Here is a 24,778-nt window from a genome sequence, read left to right on the forward strand (position 1 = left end):
GTGATGCTCATCCTGAGTTTGCGCGTCATTCTTCCCCTGGCGCTTCTGGGATGTCTTGGACGCTTCGGGCGGAGCGGGAGGCTTCGGCGGCACACCTGCGGACCCGGCGCCGTCATGCTTTAGCTGGCCAGCAGCCTTGCCTGATTTTCCGGCTCGCTCGGCTGGACTGGAATCATCAGACCGCGAAGGCTGATCGGGCCCCTTGAACCATTGTTCACGTCCACCAGTCTCAGCGGAGGAGTTCTTCAACGATTGGCGGTCCTTGGCCTTGCTGTCCTTCCTGGGTTTGCCATGGCCGTTTTGTCTACCTCCTTGGCCAGGGTCACGATTGCGATCATCATGCGCAAGTCCCTTGCGACCGCTGACTTGTTTCCTGTCGTGCTGCTGGCTGCTCAAATCGTCTGCCCGCTGATTCTGGGGCACGCCTCCAGAGGTCAATCCAGGCTCGGCAGCATCCGAGCCAGGGGCGGACTCCCGGGATTCCCGGGAAGCCGAACGCTCTGTCCGAGCGTGATTCGCTGACTCGTTGCGATCAGTTTCTGCCTTGTCACGACCTCTGTCAGTGGAACCGTCACCCGACCGAGCAGGCCGATCCTGGCTACCCTGGGCATCAGGCCTGCGGAATCGCTGATCCGAGTCAGGGTCCGTCCTAGGATCGGACTGCCCTGCAGCCGAATCTTCGTGCTGACTGGAATCTTCCTGCGCCGACTCAAGACTGCTCAGCCCCTTGCCCCAGGTCAGAGTGTCCTCCACCGAAGTGAAGACCTGCCCATAACGTCCGGTTCTCCCCGAATGCATGGACTTGGCCAGCCGTGCGATCCCCTCGTCGCCGTACTGACCCTTATTGATGGCCTGCGCAACAGCCTGGACCACCTGTTTAGCCCCCTTGGTTCCATCCTCGATGGGCTTGGCGGCCGAGCTGTTGCCATCCTGCACGACGACCTGCACTGGACGGCGCCCTGCAACTCCAGCCTCACGGGCGCGGTCCAGAGCATCACCGTCAGCGGGATCTCCGATAGCGTGATGAGAACGCGCCGCCACTTCGGCATCCGGGAAGAAGCGTGAAGAATCGTAGGAGCCATGTGCCTCGTCACGCATGATCCGACCCGTATGCAGCTCCACCACCCGCTTGCGCATGGAGTTGACGATTTCCTCATTATGGGTGGCCATGACCACGGTCGTGCCAGTCCTGTTGATGGCATCCAAGACCTCCATGATGCCCAGAGAGGTGGTTGGGTCAAGATTGCCGGTAGGCTCATCGGCAAGCAGAATTTCCGGATTGTTGACATAGGCCCGGGCCAGAGCCACCCGCTGGGCCTCGCCGCCGGAGAGCTCGTGAGGATAGTTATGTTCCTTGCCCGTCAGCCCCACAGTCTTGAGCACCTGGGGTACCAGGGTCTTGATGGTGGTACGCCGAGCGCCGATGACCTCCAAGGTGAAGGCCACATTCTGCCATACGGTCTTATTATTGAGCAGTTTGTAATCCTGAAAGACGAAACCGATGGAACGCCGATACCCAGGGACATCGCGGTTGCGCAGACGTCGCAGGTCGTTGCCAGCCACGCGGATCTCCCCCTCGGTGGCCTCCTCCTCGCGCAGGAGCAGTCGCAGCAGGGTGGTCTTGCCTGATCCGCTGGCGCCCACTAGAAAGACGAAATCCCCACGATTGACATCCAGGCTGACGTCATCCAAGGCTGGACGGGACCCCTTGGGGTAGATCTTGGTCACGTCCTTGAGCGAAATCAACGCCATTGACACTCCGTTCCTCGGTACTCCCCTACAGAGGCTATCAAGAAGACCTGCACTATTCACTCATGAAACACCGACCAGGTCTGAGCCGGACGAAGTTCTACTTGCTGGATTCCTCTTCCCGGGCTTGAACTCGCTGCTGATGCCGCCAACGGATGCCGGCCTCGATAAAGGCATCAATGTTGCCGTCGAACACCCCTTGAGTATCAGAGGTCTCGTATCCGGTGCGCAAATCCTTGACCATCTGGTAGGGGTGCAGCACATATGAGCGCATCTGGTCCCCCCAGCTGGCCTTGATGTCGCCGGCCAGCTCCTTCTTCTTCTTGGCCTCCTCTTCGTGCCGCAGAACCAGCAGCCGGGACTGCAGAACAGCCATGGCAGCCGCGCGGTTCTGAATCTGGCTGCGCTCATCCTGCATGGTGACCACAATGTTGGTCGGCAGGTGGGTGATGCGCACGGCCGAGTAAGTGGTGTTGACCCCCTGGCCGCCGGGACCGGAGGAGCAGTAGGTGTCCACTCGGATGTCCGAGTCGGGGATGTCGATGTGGTCGGTGGGTTCCACCAGAGGAATGACCTCGACAGCAGCGAAAGAAGTCTGCCTTCGGCCTTGGTTGTCGAAGGGCGAGATCCGCACCAGACGATGGGTGCCGCCCTCCACCGACAGCCGACCGTAGGCATAGGGGGCCTCCACCTGGAAAGTGGCCGACTTGATCCCGGCCTCCTCCGCGTATGAGGTGTCCATGACCTTAGTGGAGAAGCCATGCCGCTCAGCCCACCTCATGTACATGCGCAGGAGCATCTGGGCCCAATCGGCCGCATCCACCCCGCCTGCTCCCGAGCGGATGGTGACCACAGCGGCGCGCTCGTCGTACTCCCCATCCAGCAGGGTCTGAATCTCCATATCGGCCAGATCGGACCTCAAGGAGTCGATCTCCTTGCGGGCTTCCACCAGGGTGTCCTGATCGTGCTCCTCCTGGCCCAACTCCTCCAGAGCCTGTACATCGCCCAGCCGGGAGGACGCGGACTCCAGGTGCTTGAGCTGGGATTGCAGGGCCGAGAGCCTGCTGGTCACCTTCTGAGCATTCTCCTGGTCGTCCCAAAGTCCGGGAGCGCTGGCCTGACGCTCCAGATCAGCAATCCGCGAGCGCAGACCCTCCGGATCCAGCGCCTTGGAAATCGTCTCGTACTTGGCTCTGGCCTGCTCCAATGCCTGAGCAAAATCCATCTCTGCCATACCGTTTCACCGCTTTCCGGACCGGCTCCGCACGAGTCGGCCACTGTCTTCAGCCCCATTTGCCCTGCCTGTGACGGCCGGATTCCCGCCGACCGGACGAACCGGGTCAAAGGCCGCTGAAGATGACGGGGATGACAAGACTAGCCAGCAAAGCCACAGCGATGACCAGGCAGACGACCCTGGCCGTATTGCGTCGCCGACGCTCCCGGCGCTCCCGCTCATGACTGTAGGCACTCATAATTGATAATTTACTCATCGGCTAAGACCTGTACGGCGACGATCCCGACCCAACTGTCGGACAGCCTTGCCCTGCTTGCGCGCTGACCGGTCTATCCTGTAAGGCAACTTGTATCAAATGACTGCACCGCCTGAAGGAGGAACGATGAGCACAGCACGCACCGCATGGGGTTGGGGCCTGGCCAGCCAGGACGAGCAGGGCCGGACTCTGGATGTCTGGTACCCGAAGGCCGAGATCTCCACGCCACCGACCCCGGCGAACCGTCCCAACCACGACTTCGGCGATCAGGTCCACACCCAGCCCGATGCACGCGGCATCCGCCGGGTTCCGGTCTTCACCGTGGCCGATCTGGATGGCCCGATAGCCGATGCAGCCGACGCTTATCTGCGGCTTCATCTGCTCAGCATGCGCCTGACTCCGCCCAACAGCATGAACCTGGACGGAATCTTCGAACAACTGGCTACGGTGGTCTGGACCAACTACGGACCCTTCGCCGTGGAGGGCTTCGCCTTGCGCAGGTCAGAGGTCATGGCTGCAGCCAGACGCTCCGTGCCAGGCATCCCATTGACGCAGGTAACAGTGCTGAGCGTGGACAAGTTCCCCCGTATGGTGGATTACGTGGTTCCCGAGGGTGTACGCATCGGCAACGCTGATCGGATTCGACTTGGTGCCCATCTGGCACCGGGAACGACAGTCATGCATGAGGGGTTCGTTAATTTCAACGCCGGAACCCTAGGACACTCCATGGTAGAAGGCCGGATCTCCCAAGGGGTCGTGGTCGGAGAAGGTTCGGACATCGGCGGCGGGGCCTCCATCATGGGCACCCTGTCCGGCGGAGGCCGCCATCGGGTCTCCATCGGTCAGCACTCGTTGCTGGGAGCCAACGCTGGCATCGGCATCTCCCTGGGCGATGACTGCGTGGTTGAGGCCGGTCTCTATGTCACCGCCGGCACCAAGATCGGTCTGGGCGACCAGGTGGTCAAAGGAGCGGAGCTCAGCGGGCGGGATCATCTGCTCTTCATCCGGGACTCCCGCACCGGACAGGTCAGAGCCCTGCCCCGCAAGAAGGGGATCGAGCTGAACGAGCGGCTGCATGCCAACTGAGCCCAGCCAGCTGTCGGGCTTAGGAATAATCAAGGTCAGCGCTGTTCCATGGGCAGATACGCGCGTGGACCCTGGCCGGTATAGACCTGCCTGGGCCGACCGATCTTCGTATCAGGATCGTCCAGCATCTCCCGGTACTGGGCGATCCATCCGGGGATGCGACCCAATGCGAAGAGCGTGGTGAACATTTCCGGGTCGAAGCCGATGGCACGGTAGATGAGCCCGGTGTAGAAGTCCACGTTGGGATAGAGATGGCGCTCGACGAAGTAATCGTCATGCATGGCCAGATCCTCAAGTTCCAAGGCTACGTCGAAGAGCTCTGCATCCTCGGCATTCCTGTTCTGATCGGGTTCGTCCATAAGCGTGTAGAGCCACTGCTTGGCTATGGCCGCGCGTGGGTCATAGGATTTATAGACGCGGTGACCCAGGCCTGCGATTTTCCTCCCTTCGCTCTTGGCCTGGTCCACATAGCCGCGTACGCCCAGACCGGAATCCCGTATGCTCCTCAACTGGCGCAGCACAGCCTCATTGGCGCCTCCGTGCAATGGACCTGACAGGGTATTGATGCCAGCAGCCACCGCCGAATACAGGTTGGCCCGGGCTGACCCGGCAATCCGGACCACTGAGGTGGAGCAGTTCTGCTCATGGTCGGCATGGATGATGAGAAGCTTGTCCAAGGCCTGAACCTTGAGAGGATCCGCCTGATAGGGCTGGTAGGGCATGGCGAAGCTCATCCGCAGGAAGTCCTCCACATAGCCCCAGGTCCTGTCCGGGTAGAGCAGAGGCTGGTCGCGGCGACGACGGTGAATCAGGGAGACGATGGTGCGCACCTTGGCCATGATGATGGCGCTGGCCTCATTCAGTTGGTCGGGATCGTCGACATCACAGGTATCCGGGTGAAAGCCAGCAAGAGCGTTGACCGCTGCGGCCAGCACGCTCATGGGATGAGCCTGGCGGGGGAAGGACGAGAGCAGATGGCGGAAGTCCTCCCCTACGACCGTGTAACCCAGGACATGACTGCGGAACCCCTGGTATTGCTGGGCATCAGGCAGCTCGCCGTGGGACAGCAGCCAGGCCACTTCAAGAAAATTGGACTGGGCGCACAGGTCCTCAATGGCATAGCCTCTGTAGCGCAGGATGGACCGCTTGCCGTCAATGAACGTGATTCTCGAAACGCACTGAGCTGTCGTCTGGAAACCGGGATCAAGCGTGACCAAGCCGTCGCTGCGCAAGGAGGAGACCAGAATGCCGTCGGGCCCTTCGGTGGCGCGAACCAGGGGAAGATCAACCTGTTCGGAATCGATGGACAACCGTGCTGTAGACACCACGCACCTCCTGCTAATCAACCAGTGAGGTGCCAGTGAAAGTCGACGGCCATGCCAGATCAGGCTACCGGCACCTGTACCGGCGTGGAATTGCCGACATGCTAGCAGAAACAACCACGATTTCGATTACCGTCTTGTAACCGCCAGCAGGAATCCGTCACCCCAGCCACAGCGCACAGATCCAAGCAGGTGCCGTCTTCCTTCCTGCATCAGCCTGCGGGCACAAGGTCAAGGGCGAAAGGGCACATCAAACAGGACCGACATCAAAGAGGGACCCGGGAGCATCCACATTGTGGGCATTCCCGAGTCCTTTATGGTCCCAATTCGGCTCGGACAGCCTTCGACTCAGTCCCTGGCCGTCAGGATGACAGGTCCCTGCTCGGTGATGGCGATGGTGTGCTCGCTGTGAGCGCCGCGCGAGCCGTCGGCAGAACGCAGAGTCCACCCATCCTTGGGATCCTGGTAAATCTCATCGGTGGTCGCCAGGAACCAAGGCTCAATGGCGATGACCAGACCCGGGCGCAGCTTATAGCCATGATGAGGAGTGCCATCGTTGGGCACGTGGGGATCGCCATGCATGATTCGCCCTACCCCGTGGCCGCCGAACTCCAGGTTGACGCTGTATCCGTTTTCGTGAGCAACCTGACCGACCGCAGCGGATATGTCGCCCAGGCGGTTGCCGGGCTGAGCCTGGGCGATGCCCGCCTTCAGGGCCTCTTCGGTGGTTCGAATTAGTCGCAGATCCTCTGGATCGGCATGCTCGCCCACCACGAAGCTGATAGCCGAGTCGCCCACCCAACCGTCCACGTTGATGGCCAGATCCAGGGAGAGCAGGTCGCCGTCCTTGAGGTTGTAGTCATACGGCACCCCATGCAGAACGGCATCATTGACGGATAGGCAAATGTAGTGGGCGAAGGGGCCGGTGCCGAAATCAGGCGCATAGTCCACGTAGCAGGAGGTAGCTCCCTTGCGGGAGCTGATCCTGTCTTTGACGTACTCGTCCAGCTCCAGCAGGTTGACCCCGGGTTTGCTCATGGCCTTGAGCTCCTTGAGGATGCTGCCGACGAACCTGCCCGCCGGCTTCATCTGTTCGATCTCCTGCTTGGTTTTGAGCTCGATCATCCTCTGCGTCCTTTCATGATTGATGCCCGCGGGTGCCGCCCCTCAGGATCCTGCCCAAGTGCTACCTCTCAGTATTATCGGGTCAGTCGGACGAGTCCGGCTCTCAGTTCCGGCCGAAGGTGAATGCCCTGATGATGGATACGACTCCCAGCACCAGGAGAGCGCACCCGCTGAAGATGACCAGGAAGATGACGGAGCTCAGCGGGTAGATCATGACGATGATCCCGGCGATGATGGAGACGATGCCTGAGAAGATGGCCCAGCCTGAATGCGGGAGCCCCCAGGAGGCGGCAAGACTCATCACACCCTCCATGATCCAGCTGATGCCCACAATGATGGTGACCAGCAGAGTAAGCGCTGAAGCGGACAGGGCCGTGTTCTTGACGATGACAATGCCGCCGACGGCGATCAGAGCGCCAAAGAGAACACCCAGCACACGCCAACCGCCTGGAAGCCCCTTGGTCACGATGGACGTGGCCAGACGGACCACGCCGGAGATGATGAAGTAGATGCCCAGCACCACGGTCACGGCGATCAGGGTCTTGTCCGGCCTGAGAAGAAGCGCCAGACCCAGGATGACTCCAATCACGCCCATGACACCCATAATGACGCGGATGGCCCGTAGGGTCCTGAATCCCAGGTCCTCAGCAATCATAGAGAATGGATCCATCCGTGGCGGGCGCCCTTGATAGCCGGGGTATTGCCCGTACTGGCCATAATTATTCTGATATTGGCCGCTATTCTGCGCAGAATCCTGATCACCGTACTGGCTGGGCTGACCGCCCTGCATGGGATCTGTCATACCGTCCTCTTTCCCTCGCTCAGGACGGCCGAACGGCCGTCCTGTTACCGTCTTACAAGTTTAAATCACCAATGAGGCAAACACAGCTTTTCCCCTAGGCGGATGATTCGCCGGTCCGCTGATTCCCGGCGACCCCGGGCCACGGCATGTCACCGAAGATGGCTAGGCTTGTGGCATGGCACAATCTACTGAATCCAAGACCTCCTCCGGACTTGATCCGGCCTCATTCTCTTCAGTCATTCGACCCCAGGACGACCTCTTTCGTTTTGTCAACGGCCCTTGGATCGATACCTACAGTCTGCCCGAGGACCGCTCCCGGTTCGGCTCCTTCGACAAGCTTGCCGAGGATGCCGAAGCACAGATCCATGAAATTCTGGAAGACCCGGAATCTCCGGCTGTCAAGTCAGCCCTGCTCTATCGCAGCTTCCTGGACACTGATGCCATCGAAACTGCGGGAATGGAACCCATCCGCACCGACCTGCAGGCCATTGATGCTGTGTCCAGCAAGCAGGCGCTGACCAGCCTGCTCGGTCGGTTCAACCCTACTGGCGGACCCGATCTGTTTGGCATCGCCATCTATGGCGATCCAGGCAACGCCGGCGTTAATGTGGCTCATATGGAGCAGGCCGGGCTGGGACTTCCCGACGAGGCATACTACCGGGAGAAGAGCTACGCCCCAGTCCGTCAGGCCTACACCGACATGGTGGCCTCCCTGCTCAGGCTCTCCGGCTACGCCGGCGACCAGGAGGATGCACACAGGCAGGCGGAGTCCTTCCTTGGGGTCGAGACTCGTATAGCGGCACGCCACTGGGACAACGTATCCACCCGAGATGAGGATCGTACCTACAATCCCACTACCCTGGCTGACCTGGAGTCAACGCTCGCCGATTTCGATCTGCACACCTGGATCGAGTCCTGGCAGGATGCATATGCAGCCAGCCCTGTCGCCAATCTGCAACCGGTCGACCTGAGCTCAGCCCTGTCCAGGACCATTGTGCACGAACCCTCTTTCCTGGAGGGTTTGAACGAGCTCTGGAAGATCAGCGACCTGGAGGATCTCAAACTCTGGACCCGCGTGCACACCCTGATCGAGTGGGCAGGCCTGCTCAGCAGCGACTTCGATCAGGCCAGATTCGACTTCTATGGCAAGGTCCTTTCAGGCACGACCAAGATGCGGGACCGCTGGAAGCGAGCCGTCTCCCTGGTCAACGGCATTTGCGGCGAGGAGGTAGGACGCGAATACGTGCGTCGGCATTTCCCGGCCTCCAGCAAGGCCCGCATGGAGGCCCTGGTCGGAGACCTGATCGACGCCTACCGGGTCTCCATCGACTCCAGCGACTGGCTGGGCGAACAGACCAAGGTCAAAGCACTGGCCAAGCTGGACAAATTCTCGCCCAAAATCGGCTACACCGAGCATTGGCGCGACTATACGGCTCTAGCCGTGGACGAAAAGCTGGGTCTGGTCGACAACGTGCGGCGGGCCAACCTCTACGAGTCCGGCTACCAGTTCGGCAAGGCCGGTCAGCCTGTGGACAAGGATGAGTGGCTGATGAACCCTCAGACAGTCAATGCCTACTACGAGCCCACCTTGAATGTCATCGTCTTCCCGGCAGCCATCCTGCAACCGCCATTCTTTGATCCCGAAGCCGACGATGCCGTCAACTACGGAGGCATCGGATCGGTCATCGGCCACGAGATCGGCCACGGATTCGACGACCAGGGCTCCAAATACGACGGCGATGGACGTCTGCAGGACTGGTGGACGCCCCAGGATCGTGAGAACTTCGAACAGCGGACCAAGGCACTCATTGAGCAGTACAACGGGTTTGTCCCCCAGCAGCTGGCCGAGAAGTACGCCGACAAGCCCGAGCAGGCGCCTCATGTCAATGGAGCACTGACCATCGGCGAGAACATCGGGGACCTGGGAGGCGTCAGCATCGCCATCAAGGCCTACGCCCTCTCCTTGCAGAAGAAGGAGGGCGTCACAGCAGGGACAGACGATGCGGCTATGGACCAGGCACTGGCCTCGGCTCCGGTTATGGACGGCTACACTGGTCTACAGCGGTTCTTCCTGTCCTATGCTTCCATCTGGAGGACCAAGAACAGGGATCAGCTGGCCGAACAGTATCTGCAGATCGACCCCCACTCCCCAGCTGAATTCCGCACCAACGGCATCGTCAGGAACGTGGATCGCTTCTATCAGGCCTTCGGGGTCACAGCCGACGACGGCATGTGGCTGGAACCCACTGCACGGGTCAAGATCTGGTGAACCCGCTCACTTAAGATCATTGGTTGGTTGACGGCTTGAATTCAACCAGCTGTTCAAGGCGGAAGGTCGAGGGGCATCAATCGGCCTTCCGCTTTTCATCTTGCTCGACAAACAACAGCCTTCGCTTATCCGGCAATGGGAGTCTCCGCTGATGTCTTCTCTGCGGCAGATGATCCAGAGGCAGCTGCAGTTTCGGGCGACGAGGATGCCAGCGGCGTTGTCCAAGGATCCGAACCGTCGGCCCCCTCATCAATAGACGCTGCACCCGATTGAATCCTGGTGAAGGCGTCCTGTCCCCGGGCCAGGTCGTGACCGATGCCATCCGCCACCAAGACCAAACTGCTATGCGGCTGACCATCACTGGTCCACTCCTCCGTCACCAAGGAACCGGAAACCATGACCGGATCGCCCTTGTGCAGACAGGCTAGAGCATTGACCGCCAGAGTCTTGAAGGCCTTGACCGTCAGCCAGGTGGTCGGCTTTCGTTTCCATGCCCCAGCCGCAGCGTCGTAATAGGCTGGCGTAGACCCCAGTCTGAATGAGCAGACCGGTGTGGCCCCCGGCTGCCCCAGACGCGACGGCTGGGTCCCCATAAAACCAAAGACGGTCGTTTTTATTTCGTTGATGGACATACCGGTACACCTCTCTGTCGAAGTTATGAATTCAACGCTGTAAATTTGCCTGTCGATTCCTGGTCTTGCAGCGTTGAAGCCATTCGAGGAGGGTCGCCGACCAGAGCAGGGATAATCGGAGCGGGGGAAGGAACCAGCCCCGACCAGGAACCCTCCGTCGAACGGTGAATCCATCCTGCCTCCTCCCCAAGTCTCCGCACCTGACCTTCAGGCCATTGTGGTCGAACAGGCTCAGCCTGATTCGCATAGTGGACAAACCAACCCTTCTTCCATAAGAAACATGCAATAGGCCTATTGCTGGGTAGACCTATTTTCATTAGGTACAGCAAAGCGGATTTACCCATTCATGATGAAAAGTCGAGAACAGAGGGAAAGAATGATATCGAAAAACGCTGTATTATCTGTGTTGTGACAGTACTTGCCATGTTGGCAACATTGTCTCCAATGACCGCCCATGCAAGCACCGCCATTCCAAAGACGGATGCTGCCACATCATTATTAGCCGACACTCTCTCCACTGGTTAAAAGCTAAATGGCGGAAACATCTTATTCAGTATTGCACTTATGATTACCATCTGATTTGTGGTGCGCTAGAAAACTGTAAATCCGATGGAATATCCGCATCGTGAGCGCGACTAAGTGCCGATTTCTCTGTCGCATTTACAGGTTTCCCTGTTGAACGGACGGCTTGGATGCAGGTAAACGTCAGTGGCGATAATACCTGAACGACTCATAATCAGTGATTATTCAAGGAAAGAAATCGCACAACATAATTGCAGGAGCAAATGCGAGCGTAATAAAGATAGCGGTAGTCGCCCTACTTGTCACCTTGTTGGTCCGATGCTTCAGGAAGAACAGAACACAGCACAAATAAATCCTGACAATAGCTTATGGGCAGCTCGTGCTTTTGATTCCTATGATTTCATCACCGGTAATGGGTGGCGGCTTGTCTTATATATAATAAGCAGCCACCCATTATCTTTTCCCCGGCCGCTTTTCGTGATGTTGTCATGCTCCCTCATGAACACTCCATGTGAAGAGTCGTAACTGGTCACGATCTGTCAGGAAAAACACGCTGCTGCACATCAATAACGAAGGCCTGTGCAAAGAGAACGAGGGACTCAGGCAATTCCTTTCCTAACAGGAGAAGTCGCAGCTCTCCTCGAACAGTCGCCCAGGCGCGAATGTTCTTGTCGAGGCTCATGCGCAGATGTAAAGGCTGGGCGAATGATCGGCGAGAGGAAGAAGACTCCAGGGCGAGCAGTGTCCGAGGATGCCATTCACTCGGCGTATCTCGATGAAGGCATGATCATCGATGCTTGCCATGCCGACGAAGAGTACGTCAACGGAATCCATAGCCGGATTCGAAATGCCCCTTTCACTGCCCAGGGCCATCGAGCATTGGTCCTGGGCTAAACTGTGAGAGCAGATACATCGGTACGGTTTGGAAGGACCCGCAGTCATGGTTCACACGCTGGTCAGTTGGAATATCGATTCGCTCAACGCCGCTCTGCTGGGCAAGAGCAGCCGCAGCGTCCTCTCCCTGAAGGTGGTGGAGACCATTCGAGATCTGGATCCTGATGTCGTAGCCATCCAGGAGACCAAACTCAACGGTGATCAGAAGAAATCCTCAAGCATCCTTAATGCGCTCATGCGCTATTTCCCCGATTACCAGGAGGTGGACCGCCGCTCCGAGGCCCCGGCCCGCACAGGCTATGCAGGCACGCTCATGCTCTACCGCAAGAGCCTGCCGGAGCCTACCGTGACCCGACCCCGCATCGGCGCTCCAGACACCATGGACGACGAGGGCCGCATGCTCACACTGGAGTTCCCGGACTGCTTCGTGACTACGGTCTACACCCCCAATTCAGGATCGGGACTGGTTAGGCTTAAGCCGCGCGGCGTCTGGGACGATTGCTACCGCCGCTACCTGCAGGAACTGGATGCCCGCAAGCCGGTCCTGGCATGCGGCGACTTCAACGTGGCCCATGAGGAGATTGACATCGCCAACCCGGCCTCCAACCACCATTCCGCCGGCTTCACCGATCAGGAGCGTGAGAAGTTCGGCCTTCTGCTGGAAGCAGGCTTCACCGACACCTTCCGAAAGATCCATGGCGATGCCGCCGGCTTCTATGATGACCATCGCAGCGTCTACACCTGGTTCGCCCAGAGGGCCCCAAAGAGCAAGATCAACAACTCCGGCTGGCGCATCGACTACTGGCTGACATCCAACCGGATTGCTGACCAGGTCAGCACCAGCGAACCCGTGGACACCGGCGAACGCCAGGACCACCTGCCCATTCTGCTGCGCATCTGACCGGATAGATTCCTGAGTCCAACCCAATACAACCAAAAGGGTGGGGTCTTGGTCGCGTGCATCATGACGTAATCAAGGTCCCACCTTTCTATATTGGTTGCGGTAAGCAACTATGAGTGCGGCATTAACTTACTGCAGGGCTGCAGCTCGATCCACGATCGCCTGAGCGGCCAGATCAGCCGGAACTGCTTGCACACCTGAACCGTCGCGATTGCGAATCTCAATGGTGCCGTTGACGATGGTGTCGCGACCTGCAATGGCGACCAGGGGCACCCCGATCAGCTCGGCATCCTTGAACTTGACCCCGGGAGATACCTTGGGACGGTCGTCGTAGATGACCTCCACGCCACGGCCCTCCAGGTCGGCGACCAGCTTCTCGGCGGCATCGAAGGCCTCCTGCTTCTTGCCGGTGGCCACCACATGGACCACAGCAGGAGCGACAGCCTTGGGCCATGCCAGACCCTTGTCATCGTGATGCATCTCAGCGATGCAGGCCAGCACGCGAGAGATGCCGATGCCGTAGCAGCCCATCCAGACTGGAACCGCCTTGCCGTTGCTGTCCAGGACCTTCAGTCCCAGTGCGTCAGAGTATTTCAGCCCTAGCTGGAAGACCTGGCCAATTTCCACGCCACGCTCAAAACTGAGCGGCCCGGAACCATCGGGACTCATATCTCCGTGACGAACCTCGGCGGCCTCCACCACTCCGTCGGCTTGGAAGTCACGCCCATAGACCGCATTGGCCAGGTGCACGCCTTGAGCATCAGCCCCGGTCACCCAGGCTGAACCAGGGGCCACATGCGCGTCAAGGAAGTAACGGATATGGGCGGCGGACTCGATGTCCGAACGCTGCGGCCCCAGCACTCGGGGACCAATGTATCCTTTGACCAATTCTGGGTGGGAAGCCAGGTCAGCCTCATTGGCTTCTTCGACCTCGGCCGGGGCGAACTGGGCTTCCAGCCGTTTCATATCCACCTGACGGTCACCCGGCAGGCCGACTGCCACCAGTTCCCGCCAGCCCTCGGGATGGTCATCGTCCGCAGGGTGCTTGACGGCCACAATCAAGTTCTTCAGAGTATCAGCAGCGGTCCAGTCACGGCCGTCCTCACGAGGATGCAGCCGGTTGAACCGCTCCACCAGAGTGTCGATGGTGGTCGAGTCGGGGGTGTCCAGCTCCTGCATGGCGGGAATCCTGGCATAGTCGACCGGGTCGGGACGCGGGGTGGTCAACGCCTCTACGTTCCATGCCTTCCCCGAGGGCGCCAAGGCAAAGGTGTCTTCGCCTATGGGCAGCGGAGCCAGGAACTCCTCGGATTCGGATCCTCCCATGGGCCCGGAGACCGCATGGACGATTACGTAATTGACCCCCAGACGCTTGAAGATTCGTTCATAGGCGCCGCGCTCATCCTGGTAGGCCTTCTTCAACCCCTCCTCATCCACAGTAAAGGAATAAGCGTCTTTCATAATGAACTCGCGACCCCTGATCAGCCCGGCGCGGGGACGGAACTCGTCGCGGTACTTGGTCTGGATCTGGTAGAGAACAACCGGCAGGTCCTTGTATGAGGAGTACATGTCCTTGACCAGAAGGGTGAACATCTCCTCATGGGTGGGAGCCAGCAGGTAATCAGCACCATGCCGATCCTGGAGGCGGAAGAGGTTCTCACCATACTCCTCCCAGCGATGGGTGGCTTCGTAGGGCTCACGAGGCAGCAGAGCCGGGAAGTGAACCTCCTGGGCGCCAATGCCGTCAATCTCCTCTCGGACTACGCTCTCGACCTTGTCGAGAACCTTCAGACCCAGCGGCAGCCATGTGAAAATGCCAGGGGCCACCTTACGGACGTATCCGGCCCGCTGCAGAAGTTTGGCCGAGTCCACATCGGCGTCGGCCGGATCCTCCCTGAGGGTCCGCAGAAAGAGGGTTGACATGCGCATGGCTTTGGTTCTCATACCTCCCAAAGATATGCGCGCAAAGGGACAAGCAGCCGCTGAAGATGCCACATGACAATTCGCAAAAACCGATCCGGAAGCCAGGCGTCGCATATCGGCGAAGATGGGCAAGTCCGCAACCTGGCATCTATCCATCCCTACGCCTCACCGTAACGAGAGCCAAGTTATAGTGGCTGTATATTGCACAGGCTTTCTGATTCACGGCGACAAGGCGGGCACCTATGTCATCAGAACCGAATATAACCATCCAGACCTTTGCCAACCTCGACGCGGAGCACATGGGACTCCTCCTGGAGGCAGACCCTTCAGCAGAGATGATCCATGACGTTTTCACCCATTCCTGCGCCTACGAAATTCGAGTGGGACAAGCTCTGGCCGGTGTCATGCTGCTTATCAGAGCGAATACGGACGCCTTGGAAATCGCCAATATCAGCGTGGACCGCGCTTACCGCAGACAAGGACTCGGAAGCAGATTAATAGACCGAGCCAAAATGGAGACCGTCAGGCTGGGTCTGAGAAGACTGGAAGTCGGCACCGGATCCACCAGTTTTGGAGCCCTTTGCTTTTACCAGACATGCGGATTCCGCATGGACCGCATTGAGCGGGATTATTTTGTAGACCGTTACGAGCAGGCCATTGTCGAGAACGGTATCACTCTTAAAGACATGGTCCGCCTGTCGTGGTTTCCTGAGCGACCCGAATGACCAAGCACTTGTTCGAGCTCACTGCCGGGCCAAAACCAGCAAAGGCGACCCTTCAGAAAAGCTGATCCTGGCTGAATTCGTCTTCTGGTTCCTGACCGACGGCGCGCTTGGTGAAGGACTCAGGACCTTCATCCTTCAGACGGGCGCAGGCCGCCTTGGACTCGGCCCTCAGGCCTGCATCCAGAACGACGGCATCGGGAGAGACCAGGAAGGCATGCTCATTGATGCCGGTCAGGTAGAGCCCATCCAGACTTTCCACACGGGAGAGGGCCACGTAGCCCATCCCTGGCGCGAAGGTCCGTCTCAGGTCCATGACTGCCCTATCCAGGGTCATCCCCTGCGACTTGTGAATAGTGATCCCCCAGGCGCAGCGCAACGGTACCTGGTTGACGGCAGCCAGAACCGTGTCTCCATCCATGGTCTCCCAGGCGGCAGGCTTCATGGTGACCACATTGCCGTTCTGGAAGGCGACGATCGGCCACCCTCCCTTGGCTGAGCTGGTGAATCCACTGACAGTGCCGATGGAACCGTTGACATACTGATGATCCTGGTCGTTGCGCAGGGCCATAACCGCCGCTCCGGTCTTGAGAGCCAAATCCTCGGGGGCCAGCATGTTCTTCTTCAGCCGCTCCACCAGTCTGGCCTCCCCTCGGGATGTGGCCTGGTAATGATGGGCCTTCTCGTCGATGGATGCCAGGCGCTGGTCGTTGAGAGTGTCGGCCTGTTTGTTGACCGGAAAGAGGTGAACTGCCACCTGGCCGGGAGCGGGGACTGCGCCGACTCGGGCTGCCAGAACCTCATGGTCCTCCTGGGTTACGCCGCCCTCTCTGATATCGGTCAGGACGGTTAAAAGCTGGCCGTCATCCTGGCGGTGCTGCTCGGTCAGATAACAGATGATCGGGTCCAGCTCCTGCCAAACCAGTGATTCGGTGACGAACCCGTCCGGATTCTTGCCGGCCTGAGCGTAGCGTTCACGGGCTGCTTGGTATTCGGGGCTGGGCAGTATCCCTGCAGCTCGGTTGGACCGAGTCACCGGCGGCAGCTGGAAGAAGTCCCCGGAAAGGACCACCTGGATCCCTCCGAAAGGTTCGGGACTGTGACGAACAGCTCGGCAGGCCTGGTCCACCATATCGAAGAGCCAGGCGTGCAGCATAGAGACTTCGTCGATGACCAGGATGTCAGTGCCCTCAATCTGCCTGCGACGACGGGTCTTGATCCGCTTCACGAGCGATTCGGTCATACAGGTGGCGATTCCCACGCCGCTCCATGAGTGGATGGTCTGACCGTTGATGTGCGTGGCGGCGATGCCAGTCGAAGCGGTCACAGCCACAACCGCTCCGGCCTGCCGAGCCTGATGGACGAACTCGTTGAGCACAAAGGTCTTGCCTGACCCGGGAGCACCTGTGATGAAGGCATTGGCCCCCGCACTCAATATGGTCAAGGCTTCGGATTGCTGCATGCCTCCATGGTGCCACGCCAGAGGTACATGGCCACGACTGTCAGTAGTCGGTCTTCTCCGGCTTGTTGGCATCCTCTACCGGATTGCCGGACTCTTCGTAGTTACGCAGAAGGCTGCTTTGCTCAATCCGTTCCGCCCCGGCCCGGGACTGGGCTCGGTCGGGTCCGGGAGCCGGAGCGAAGAACATGGAGCGGTAGTAGCGCAGCTCGTCCATGGACTCGATGATGTCGGCCAGAGCCCTGTGGCCGCCATGCTTGGCCGGCTTGTTCTTGTAGACGTCCGGGTACCAGCGGCGGGACAGCTCCTTGAGGGTGCTCACATCGATGACCCGGTAATGCAGCAGAGCCATCAGATCAGGCATGTACTTATCCAGGAATTTCTTGTCGGAACCCACGGAGTTGCCAGCCAGATGGGCCTTGCCGCTCTTGGGCAGGAAGGGCTTGACGTACTCGATCACCTGACGCTGGGCCTCTTCCAGGTCCAGACCAGTCTTCATCTCCTCGATCAGGCCGGAGGACGTGTGCATCTTCCTGACGAAGTCCCCCATATGATCCAGGGCCGCCTGGGAGGGCTTGATGACCAGATCGATGCCCTTGTCCAGGACCTTCATGTTGAAGTCGGTAGGCACCACGGAGACCTCGCACAATTCGTCATGGAAGATATCCAGACCGGTCATCTCGCAGTCTATCCAGATCATGCGGGATTCCTCCGCAGTGAAGGTCAGATCATTCTTATCGCTCATCTGTACGCCTTTCAGATCCGGGTCGCTCACCGGATCACTCCTTCCGCCGCCTTGGACGGAACATTACAAGATACCGCCAGCACATGACGGGCGAAGAATTTGCCTGCACAGCCGACCGTCCATGACTGATATGAGATATGCAATCGGCGCAGGTCCTGATGAGTTCCTGCGCCGATCGCCTGCCTAAGCAGGCTTAGTTATGGAAGCCTGAGTAGTTGGGGGCCTCCTTGGTCATGACGATGTCATGGGGATGCGATTCGCGCAGACCGGCATCGGTGATCCGAATGAACCTGCCCTTGCGCTGCAGCTCGGGGATGGTGCGGGCACCGGTGTAGAACATGGTCTGATGCAGGCCGCCGACCAGCTCGTAGAGCACATAGTTGAGCGGGCCGCGGTAGGGCACCTCGCCCTCGACGCCCTCTGGCACCACCTTGTCGGAGCTGGTCACATCGGCCTGGAAGTAGCGGTCCTTGGAGTAGCTCTTCTTGCCACGCGGGGCCATGGCGCCAAGCGATCCCATACCCCGATAGACCTTATACTGCTTGCCGTGCAGAAGGACCTTCTCCCCAGGGGCCTCCTGAGTGCCTGCCAGCAGACCGCCCAGCATGACCGAATCCGCGCCCGCCACGATGGCCTTGGCGATGTCTCCCGAGTAATGGATTCCGCCATCGGCGACCAGCGGGATCCCGGCAGGTCGGCAGGCCAGCGCAGCATCGTAGACGGCAGTCAGCTGGGGCACGCCCACACCGGCAACAACACGGGTGGTGCATATGGAACCGGGGCCCACGCCGACCTTGACCGCGTCAACGCCAGCATCGATCAGAGCCTGGGCGCCCTCGCGGGTGGCCACGTTGCCGCCGATCACATCCACATGGTCGAAGGCATGGTCAGCCTTGATCCGACGGATCATGTCCAGCATGAGCTTGGCGTGGCCATGCGCGGTGTCCACGACCAGAATGTCGACTCCGGCATCCGCCAGGGCAGTGATGCGCTGCCAGGCGTCACCAAAGAAGCCCACGGCTGCAGCCACACGAAGACGACCCCGCTCGTCCTTGGTGGCCTCGGGGTACTGCTCGGTCTTGACGAAGTCCTTGACGGTGATCAGCCCGGTCAGCTTGCCCTCGTCATCGACCAGGGGAAGCTTCTCCACCTTGTACTTGGCCAGAAGTTCGTGGGCGTCCTCCTTGGTAATGTCGGACGGGCCGGTGATCAGGTGATCCTTGGTCATGATGTCGCTGACCTTGAGCCGGTCGAAGTCAGCCGGATTGACAAAGCGCATGTCTCGGTTGGTGATGATGCCTACCAACTGCTGCCGACGATCCACTACAGGCAGGCCGGAGACCCTGTAGGTGGAGCAGAGCTTGTCCAGGTCGGTCAGAGTGGCATCTGGGGTGACGGTCAGAGGGTCGGAGATCATGCCGGACTCGGACCGCTTGACGATGTCGACCTGGTTGGCCTGATCCTCGATGCTGAGATTGCGGTGAAGGACGCCAATGCCGCCGTTGCGGGCCATAGCGACGGCCATAGTAGCCTCGGTGACGGTGTCCATGGCAGCCGAAAGCACCGGGGACTTCATCGTAATGTTCCGAGTCAGCCGAGTGGTGGTATCTACTTCGGAGGGGATGACATCGGATTCGTTGGGCAGCAGCAGGACGTCGTCATAAGCCAGACCTATTTTCTGGAAGGCGTCAGGGAGTTGAGTGTAGGAGGAAGATTCGCTTTGTGGGTTTTCCTTAGCCATAGAACCATGTTACAAGTGCTTCTTGACTGTTCCAAGCACCGTGTCCATGAGCTGTGAATCGACGAATCAGTCATCCTTGTCCTTATCGTCCCGGCGGCTCTTGCGATGTCGGAGAGGTCTGGCCGCATGCTGTGATCCCTGGGCTGCCAGAATAGCGTTCTCGCGTCTGATTTCGGGAAGACGGCGACGGTAGTAAGGGTAAAGGGTGGCGAAAGTCAGCAATATGGCGGCCAGGGTCAGGCCGATCAGGACATATCTCAGAGGGAAGAAGAGAATGAAGAGCGAGCCAAAGGCTATCAGCGCCGCCCAGCCCCAAAGAATAAGGACCGCAGACCTAACCGTGTGACCAATGCGCAGCATGCGGTGGTGCAGGTGCATACGGTCGGGGTGCATAGGCGATTGCCCGTGGCTGAGCCGTCGGACAATAGCCAGGCACATGTCCAGAACAGGCAGGAAAAGCACCAAAATAGGCAGAAGAATGGGCATGAAGGCCGGCAGATAGATGCTGGCGTGAATGGTTGCAGGATCCAGTCTGCCAGTGACCACAATGGAGGCACAGGTAATCAGGTATCCCAGCAGCATGGATCCGGAGTCACCCATGAAGAGCTTGGCCGGATGCCAGTTGTGAAGAAGAAATCCCACGCAAATGCCCACCATAGCCACATCGATCAGCGTGGCCAGGGATGCATAGTCGGGCGATATGCGGGCGATGATATAGGAGTAAATAGCGAAGGCGATGCCCCCGATGGCCACGATGCCTGCCGCCAGACCATCCAGTCCATCAACAAAGTTGACCGCATTAATTGAGGCCACGATCAGGAAGGCTGTGATGGCCATGGACAGGCTGGGCGAGGCCGCCACCAGGGAGCCCAGAGGCAGGGAGATGATCTGAATCCCGCCCCAGGAGACGAAGACCGAGATCAACAGCTGTCCAGCCAGTTTGAGCATCCAGTCCAAGTCCCAGAGATCGTCGGCCATGCCCAGCAGGCAGATACCCACGGCACCGGCCAGAATGACCCAGGCCTGATGGCCGGACTGAAAAAGGCCGGTGATGAAGGGAATGCGGGAAGCGAAACACATGGCCACAGCAAAACCGATCAGCATGCCCAAGCCGCCCATACGGGCAGTGGGCACCTTATGAACGTCGCGAGGGCGGACCGCACCTACGGCACCGACCCGGATAGCGAGATGACGAACCATGGGCATAACCAGCCAGGTGGCCCCACCAGCGATGGCAGCAATGAACAGATAAACCCTCACTGGCCCTCCCCTCCGCCTGACCGGCCTGACAGAAGAGCACGGACCCGCGCCTCGCCTATGACGCCCTGCCGCAGCACATGTATTCCGTCAGGATCAGCCTTGTCGGCGGCCACGACCGTGCTAGCCACTGAGCCGGGAGTCGGCCCCCCATCCAAGTAGAGATCGACGCTGTCGCCCAGTTCAGCTCTAGCCTGTTGAACAGTCTCAACGCTGGGATTGCCTGATCGATTGGCGCTGGAAGCGGCCAAGGCCCCAGTCACCTGCAGGAGTGCCCGACAGATAGACGAGTCAGGCACTCTGACGGCCTGTGTGGGGCCATTGGGCTCCATCCGAGGGGTGCGCAGAGGACAGGACCTCCCTACAAGGGCAATGGGCGAAAAAGGACCCGGCAGCAGCGCATCGGCCAGGCGATCCAGAGGTGCAGGCAGGCGAAGATCCAGCCGGTCAATGGCCTTCACCCCATTCAGAAGCACCTGAATGGACTTGGTCCTGGGACGATGCTTGGCCCGGAAGAGCCGATCGATGGCCTTGTCGTTGCATGGATCACAGACGATGCCATAAACCGTGTCGGTAGGAATGACCGCGAGTCCACCGGCGTCCACTACCTGGGCCAGCAACTGCGGCGACCGACTGTCATAGGTCATCACCCGGCTCATATCCTGCATCACGACCTCTCGGTTGGACATGTTCATGTGACCAGCTACTAATCTATCCCAGGACCACGGCAGGCCGCCAGGATGCAAGGAACCGCAGACCAACGACCACTCAGGCTGGCCGCCGGGCTGTCAGGTAGCGGTCTCGACCAGCCAGATCCTGATGGGTGCGTGCCTCAAGGTACCCCCGCTCCAATGCGGCAGCGATCATGGCCGGTCCCTGGGAGGCATCATGTTCCATAACCAGCAGACCACCGGGGGCCAGCAAAATCATGGCCCTGTCCAGAATGCGGCAGGGTAGGAGGCATCCGTCAGGCGAACCGCCATAGAGGGCCAGGTCCGGATCCCAGTCACGCACTTCGGTCTGGCTGGGAGTCGCATCCATGGGAACGTAGGGAGGGTTGCTAATGACTAGATCGACTTGGGAATCCAAATCAGACAGGGTGGCAGAATCCGTGGCATCAGCCAGCAGCAGATGATAGTCGGAGCCAGCATCCCGGATAGCAGCCTCCTGAGCGGTGGCGTTTAACACTCCCCACTGATATGCCTCCTTGTCAATCTCCACGGCCCGAACCCGCACCCCCGGAATCTCTGTGGCCAGGGACAGGCCGATGGCCCCGCTGCCAGAGCACAGGTCCACTGCCAGTGGATGATCCACTCCAGTCAAGGCATCCACTCCCGCCTGGACTACCGTTTCGGTCTCAGGACGTGGAATAAAGACACCCGGCCCCAAACGAAGATCCAAATAACGGAAGTAGGCATGACCAAGAATATATTGCAGGGGTTCGCGTCCGGCACGCCGTTGCAGATAGGACCAATAACGATCCAGGGCCACCGACCGGGAACCATCAGCGCATATGCGACCAGCACCTTTTGTCAGCAATTCCTCTACCGTACGGTCCAAGAGCAGAGACTGATCCAGCTGGTGAAGATCGCACCCAAGGGCTTCGGCCAGGATCAGCCTTGCATCATTGAGCGGAGTAGACACACCTGCCTGGGTCAGCAGGCGATGGCCCCTATCAACCAGCTCGGCCAGACTGGTCTCACGCCCCTGTTGATTCACTCCTGCGAAGCCATCCTGCGGGCCTCATCCGCTTGAATGTCAGAGTCGATGACGGCCTGCAGATCGCCGTCCAGCACCTGTTCCAGGTTGTAGGCCTTGTAGCCGGTACGGTGATCCACAATCCGGCTCTCGGGGAAGTTGTAGGTCCTGATACGCTCGGACCGATCCAGAGAGCGAACCTGGGAATGGCGCATGTCTGCGGCCTGGGCGGCCTCCTCTTCGTGCTTCATGGCCAGCAGACGGGACTTGAGCACCCTCAGGGCGGCCTGACGATTCTGTATCTGGGATTTCTCATCCTGCATGGAGACCACGATGCCGGTGGGAATATGGGTCATGCGCACAGCCGAGTAAGTGGTGTTGACGGACTGTCCTCCAGGGCCGGAGCTCATAAAGATGTCAACCTTGAGGTCCTTGGGGTCAATCTCGATCTCGTCGTCGTCCTCGTCGGCCTCTGGAAAGACAATGACCCCAGCGGCTGAAGTCTGAATGCGGCCCTGGGACTCGGTAACGGGAATGCGCTGAACCCGATGCACGCCGCCCTCGTACTTGAGCGAAGCCCAAACGCCATCGGCCGGAGCCACCTGTCCGCGAGCGCGAATGGCCAGCTGAGCATCCTTGACTCCGCCCAGCTGAGTGCGGTTCTCACTCATGATCTCGGTGGTCCAACCGCGTTTTTCGGCATAACGCATATACATACGCATCAGATCGCCAGCGAAGAGGGCCGCCTCCTCGCCGCCGCTGCCAGCCTTGATCTCCATGATCGTATCGCGGCCATCATCGGGGTCACGCGGAATAAGAGCGGTGCGCAGGGTCTGTTCCAGATCCGGTATGCGATCAGCCATGGCCTTGGCCTCTTCTGCGAAGTCGGGATCCTCACCTGCCATCTGTTCTGCCGCCTGGCTGTCCTCCAAGGCGCTTTGATAGGCCCGGTAGGCTTCAACGATGGGAGCGAGCTCAGCATGTCTTCGGCCCAATTTGCGGATCTGCGCTGGATCTGAAGCCGTTTCGGGCTGACTCATCTGCTTTTCCAAGCGATCGTACTCCTCGACGGCAGCCACCGCCGCCGGAAACTGCTCCTCGCTCATCTACACCCTTCCCGTCCGCTCATCCACATGGTTCAAGTCATAAAAAACGCCAGTCCCCGCCGGGCATAGCAGAGCGACCCGGAAGGGACTGGCGTTGAAAGTGCTACTTGGTTCTCTTGCCGTAACGGGCTTCGAACCGAGCCACGCGACCACCGGTGTCCAGAATCTTCTGCTTGCCGGTGTAGAAGGGGTGGCAGTGCGAGCAGACATCAACCGTCATATGATCGCCGGGAGCGGTCGAACGGGTGATGAAGGTATTGCCGCACGAGCACGTGACCTCAACGGGATGATAATCGGGATGAATTCCCTGCTTCATGGTTACTCCTAGAGTCAAGGGCCCCGGGTCGACCGCCCCTATGGCGGACGTGAACCGGCAACCGCGTAATAGTCTAGCGCAACCCGGGGAGATTACCGCACCCTTGCGCCACACGCCGAATCCTTCAACCGGGTGGCTGGTCGGGCTTCCTTTAGAATCGAACAGTCGGACTGATCGGCCCGGCAAGGCAACAAAGGAGGGCAGCAATGCGGCAGGAAGTGGCGTTCGTTACGGGTGCGGCTCAAGGGATCGGCGAGGCTATTGCCCGCCGGCTGGCCAAGGACGGGTTCGCCGTGGCCGTGGCGGACATGAATACAGACAAGGCCCAGGCGGTGGCCGACTCCATCAATCAATCAGACGGACGGGCCATGGCAGTCACCCTGGACGTGACCGATCGCGTCCAGGTGCGCTCCGCCGTCGAGAAGACGGTCACAAAGCTGGGCGACTTCAATGTGATCGTGAACAACGCTGGCTTGGGGCCGACCACCCCTATCGAGTCCATCACTCCGGAATTGTTCGACAAGGTCTACCACGTCAACGTGGCAGGAACCATCTGGGGGATGCAGGCCGCCATTCAGGCCTTCCGTGATCGAGGCCACGGGGGCAAGATCATCAACGCCACCAGCCAGGCAGGGGTGGTGGGCAACCCCAATTTGATGCTCTATTCCTCCACTAAGTTCGCCATTCGAGGCCTGACTCAGGTGGCTGCACGCGATCTGGCCAAGGAGGGCATCACCGCCAACGCCTACGCCCCCGGCATCGTCAAGACGCCCATGATGATGGACATCGCTCATCAGGTGGGGGTCAACGCCGGAAAGGACGACGAGTGGGGCATGTCCACCTTCTCTGACGGCATCGCCTTAGGACGGCTTTCCGAGCCGGAAGACGTGGCCAATGCCGTAGCCTTTCTAGCTGGACACGACTCTGACTACGTAACCGGCCAGACCCTGATCGTGGACGGCGGCATGCAGTTCCAGTGAGCCTCTGATAGGAATTCGGCCGCATATGATGGACCCCCG

Annotated in this window: 20 protein-coding genes and 1 pseudogene; 5 read left to right on the forward strand and 16 right to left on the reverse strand. The window is 59.5% G+C overall.

Going from position 1 to position 24,778, the window contains the following annotated elements; translation table 11 throughout:
• Positions 1-714 precede the first annotated feature (714 nt).
• From ftsE to ACUIAD_RS00225, 3 genes and pseudogenes are all read right to left on the reverse strand, one after another.
• Positions 715-1,752 (reverse strand): annotated as a pseudogene (ftsE, locus tag ACUIAD_RS00215) (cell division ATP-binding protein FtsE); the annotation flags it as partial.
• A 97-nt stretch (positions 1,753-1,849) separates the two neighbouring features.
• Positions 1,850-2,983, reverse strand: a complete 1,134-nt coding sequence (gene prfB, locus ACUIAD_RS00220; RefSeq protein WP_445343306.1) for a peptide chain release factor 2 — start codon at positions 2,981-2,983, stop codon at positions 1,850-1,852.
• Between the two features lie 106 nt (positions 2,984-3,089).
• Entirely contained in the window at positions 3,090-3,221 is a 132-nt protein-coding gene (locus ACUIAD_RS00225; protein WP_258333171.1) for a hypothetical protein, read from the reverse strand.
• A gap of 144 nt (positions 3,222-3,365) precedes the next feature.
• Here ACUIAD_RS00225 and dapD point away from each other — a divergent pair, with 144 nt between their 5' ends.
• Complete coding sequence (gene dapD, locus ACUIAD_RS00230) at positions 3,366-4,325, forward strand: 2,3,4,5-tetrahydropyridine-2,6-dicarboxylate N-succinyltransferase (protein ID WP_445343307.1); 960 nt, start codon at positions 3,366-3,368, stop codon at positions 4,323-4,325.
• Positions 4,326-4,360: 35 nt separating this feature from the next.
• On the opposite strand, the gene ACUIAD_RS00235 is transcribed toward dapD, so the two are convergent.
• The 3 genes from ACUIAD_RS00235 to ACUIAD_RS00245 all read right to left on the reverse strand — a co-directional run bounded on the left by ACUIAD_RS00235 (position 4,361) and on the right by ACUIAD_RS00245 (position 7,574).
• Positions 4,361-5,650, reverse strand: coding sequence for a citrate synthase (locus ACUIAD_RS00235; protein WP_445343308.1), 1,290 nt, complete (start codon positions 5,648-5,650; stop codon positions 4,361-4,363).
• Positions 5,651-5,995: 345 nt separating this feature from the next.
• A complete protein-coding gene (map, locus tag ACUIAD_RS00240; RefSeq protein ID WP_110452463.1) occupies positions 5,996-6,772 on the reverse strand; it encodes a type I methionyl aminopeptidase in 777 nt (258 codons plus the stop codon).
• A 103-nt stretch (positions 6,773-6,875) separates the two neighbouring features.
• Positions 6,876-7,574 carry an HdeD family acid-resistance protein gene (locus tag ACUIAD_RS00245; protein ID WP_445343309.1) on the reverse strand — a complete coding sequence of 233 codons (699 nt, stop codon included), beginning with the start codon at positions 7,572-7,574 and terminating at the stop codon, positions 6,876-6,878.
• 175 nt (positions 7,575-7,749) lie between these two features.
• Here ACUIAD_RS00245 and ACUIAD_RS00250 point away from each other — a divergent pair, with 175 nt between their 5' ends.
• A complete protein-coding gene (locus ACUIAD_RS00250; protein WP_445343310.1) occupies positions 7,750-9,843 on the forward strand; it encodes a M13 family metallopeptidase in 2,094 nt (697 codons plus the stop codon).
• Positions 9,844-9,968: 125 nt separating this feature from the next.
• Here the strand turns inward: ACUIAD_RS00250 and ACUIAD_RS00255 are convergent, their stop codons facing one another.
• A complete protein-coding gene (locus ACUIAD_RS00255) occupies positions 9,969-10,475 on the reverse strand; it encodes a single-stranded DNA-binding protein (protein ID WP_445343311.1) in 507 nt (168 codons plus the stop codon).
• Positions 10,476-11,937: 1,462 nt separating this feature from the next.
• On the opposite strand from ACUIAD_RS00255, the gene ACUIAD_RS00260 reads away from it, so the two are divergent.
• Positions 11,938-12,792, forward strand: a complete 855-nt coding sequence (locus ACUIAD_RS00260) for an exodeoxyribonuclease III (protein WP_445343312.1) — start codon at positions 11,938-11,940, stop codon at positions 12,790-12,792.
• 129 nt (positions 12,793-12,921) lie between these two features.
• Here the strand turns inward: ACUIAD_RS00260 and ACUIAD_RS00265 are convergent, their stop codons facing one another.
• The gene (locus tag ACUIAD_RS00265) at positions 12,922-14,736 is read right to left on the reverse strand and encodes a proline--tRNA ligase (protein WP_445343313.1); all 1,815 of its coding nucleotides are present in this window, start codon (positions 14,734-14,736) and stop codon (positions 12,922-12,924) included.
• Positions 14,737-14,957: 221 nt separating this feature from the next.
• Here ACUIAD_RS00265 and ACUIAD_RS00270 point away from each other — a divergent pair, with 221 nt between their 5' ends.
• Positions 14,958-15,440, forward strand: coding sequence for a GNAT family N-acetyltransferase (locus ACUIAD_RS00270; protein ID WP_445343314.1), 483 nt, complete (start codon positions 14,958-14,960; stop codon positions 15,438-15,440).
• Positions 15,441-15,492: 52 nt separating this feature from the next.
• Here ACUIAD_RS00270 and ACUIAD_RS00275 read toward each other — a convergent pair whose 3' ends face one another.
• From ACUIAD_RS00275 to rpmE, 8 genes are all read right to left on the reverse strand, one after another.
• A complete protein-coding gene (locus ACUIAD_RS00275; RefSeq protein ID WP_110452471.1) occupies positions 15,493-16,899 on the reverse strand; it encodes a PIF1 family DEAD/DEAH box helicase in 1,407 nt (468 codons plus the stop codon).
• Positions 16,900-16,939: 40 nt separating this feature from the next.
• Entirely contained in the window at positions 16,940-17,641 is a 702-nt protein-coding gene (orn, locus tag ACUIAD_RS00280) for an oligoribonuclease (RefSeq protein ID WP_445343315.1), read from the reverse strand.
• A 193-nt stretch (positions 17,642-17,834) separates the two neighbouring features.
• The gene (gene guaB / locus ACUIAD_RS00285; protein ID WP_110452472.1) at positions 17,835-19,382 is read right to left on the reverse strand and encodes an IMP dehydrogenase; all 1,548 of its coding nucleotides are present in this window, start codon (positions 19,380-19,382) and stop codon (positions 17,835-17,837) included.
• Between the two features lie 66 nt (positions 19,383-19,448).
• Positions 19,449-20,642 (reverse strand): MraY family glycosyltransferase, encoded by a 1,194-nt coding sequence (locus ACUIAD_RS00290; RefSeq protein WP_110452473.1) that lies wholly within the window; start codon positions 20,640-20,642, stop codon positions 19,449-19,451.
• Entirely contained in the window at positions 20,639-21,298 is a 660-nt protein-coding gene (locus ACUIAD_RS00295; protein ID WP_181414489.1) for an L-threonylcarbamoyladenylate synthase, read from the reverse strand. The genes ACUIAD_RS00290 and ACUIAD_RS00295 overlap by 4 nt, the downstream gene beginning before the upstream one ends.
• 109 nt (positions 21,299-21,407) lie before the next feature.
• The gene (gene prmC / locus ACUIAD_RS00300; protein ID WP_445343316.1) at positions 21,408-22,358 is read right to left on the reverse strand and encodes a peptide chain release factor N(5)-glutamine methyltransferase; all 951 of its coding nucleotides are present in this window, start codon (positions 22,356-22,358) and stop codon (positions 21,408-21,410) included.
• On the reverse strand, positions 22,355-23,443 hold the full coding sequence (prfA, locus tag ACUIAD_RS00305; RefSeq protein WP_445343318.1) for a peptide chain release factor 1: 1,089 nt from the start codon (positions 23,441-23,443) through the stop codon (positions 22,355-22,357). The genes prmC and prfA overlap by 4 nt, the downstream gene beginning before the upstream one ends.
• A gap of 103 nt (positions 23,444-23,546) precedes the next feature.
• Positions 23,547-23,759, reverse strand: coding sequence for a 50S ribosomal protein L31 (gene rpmE, locus ACUIAD_RS00310; RefSeq protein WP_015022244.1), 213 nt, complete (start codon positions 23,757-23,759; stop codon positions 23,547-23,549).
• A gap of 206 nt (positions 23,760-23,965) precedes the next feature.
• Between rpmE and ACUIAD_RS00315 the strand changes: the two genes are divergently transcribed.
• On the forward strand, positions 23,966-24,739 hold the full coding sequence (locus ACUIAD_RS00315) for a (S)-acetoin forming diacetyl reductase (RefSeq protein ID WP_445343319.1): 774 nt from the start codon (positions 23,966-23,968) through the stop codon (positions 24,737-24,739).
• Positions 24,740-24,778 lie beyond the last annotated feature (39 nt).

This window comes from Bifidobacterium sp. ESL0819, from assembly GCF_052606245.1.

Coding starts and splice junctions, on each gene's coding strand:
- prfB (WP_445343306.1), bottom strand. CDS start 2,983: ATGGCAGAGATGGATTTTGCTCAGGCATTGGAGCAGGCCAGAGCCAAG.
- ACUIAD_RS00225 (WP_258333171.1), bottom strand. CDS start 3,221: ATGAGTGCCTACAGTCATGAGCGGGAGCGCCGGGAGCGTCGGCGACGC.
- dapD (WP_445343307.1), top strand. CDS start 3,366: ATGAGCACAGCACGCACCGCATGGGGTTGGGGCCTGGCCAGCCAGGAC.
- map (WP_110452463.1), bottom strand. CDS start 6,772: ATGATCGAGCTCAAAACCAAGCAGGAGATCGAACAGATGAAGCCGGCG.
- ACUIAD_RS00245 (WP_445343309.1), bottom strand. CDS start 7,574: ATGACAGATCCCATGCAGGGCGGTCAGCCCAGCCAGTACGGTGATCAG.
- ACUIAD_RS00250 (WP_445343310.1), top strand. CDS start 7,750: ATGGCACAATCTACTGAATCCAAGACCTCCTCCGGACTTGATCCGGCC.
- ACUIAD_RS00255 (WP_445343311.1), bottom strand. CDS start 10,475: ATGTCCATCAACGAAATAAAAACGACCGTCTTTGGTTTTATGGGGACC.
- ACUIAD_RS00260 (WP_445343312.1), top strand. CDS start 11,938: ATGGTTCACACGCTGGTCAGTTGGAATATCGATTCGCTCAACGCCGCT.
- ACUIAD_RS00265 (WP_445343313.1), bottom strand. CDS start 14,736: ATGAGAACCAAAGCCATGCGCATGTCAACCCTCTTTCTGCGGACCCTC.
- ACUIAD_RS00270 (WP_445343314.1), top strand. CDS start 14,958: ATGTCATCAGAACCGAATATAACCATCCAGACCTTTGCCAACCTCGAC.
- ACUIAD_RS00275 (WP_110452471.1), bottom strand. CDS start 16,899: ATGCAGCAATCCGAAGCCTTGACCATATTGAGTGCGGGGGCCAATGCC.
- orn (WP_445343315.1), bottom strand. CDS start 17,641: ATGAGCGATAAGAATGATCTGACCTTCACTGCGGAGGAATCCCGCATG.
- guaB (WP_110452472.1), bottom strand. CDS start 19,382: ATGGCTAAGGAAAACCCACAAAGCGAATCTTCCTCCTACACTCAACTC.
- ACUIAD_RS00295 (WP_181414489.1), bottom strand. CDS start 21,298: ATGAGCCGGGTGATGACCTATGACAGTCGGTCGCCGCAGTTGCTGGCC.
- prfA (WP_445343318.1), bottom strand. CDS start 23,443: ATGAGCGAGGAGCAGTTTCCGGCGGCGGTGGCTGCCGTCGAGGAGTAC.
- rpmE (WP_015022244.1), bottom strand. CDS start 23,759: ATGAAGCAGGGAATTCATCCCGATTATCATCCCGTTGAGGTCACGTGC.
- ACUIAD_RS00315 (WP_445343319.1), top strand. CDS start 23,966: ATGCGGCAGGAAGTGGCGTTCGTTACGGGTGCGGCTCAAGGGATCGGC.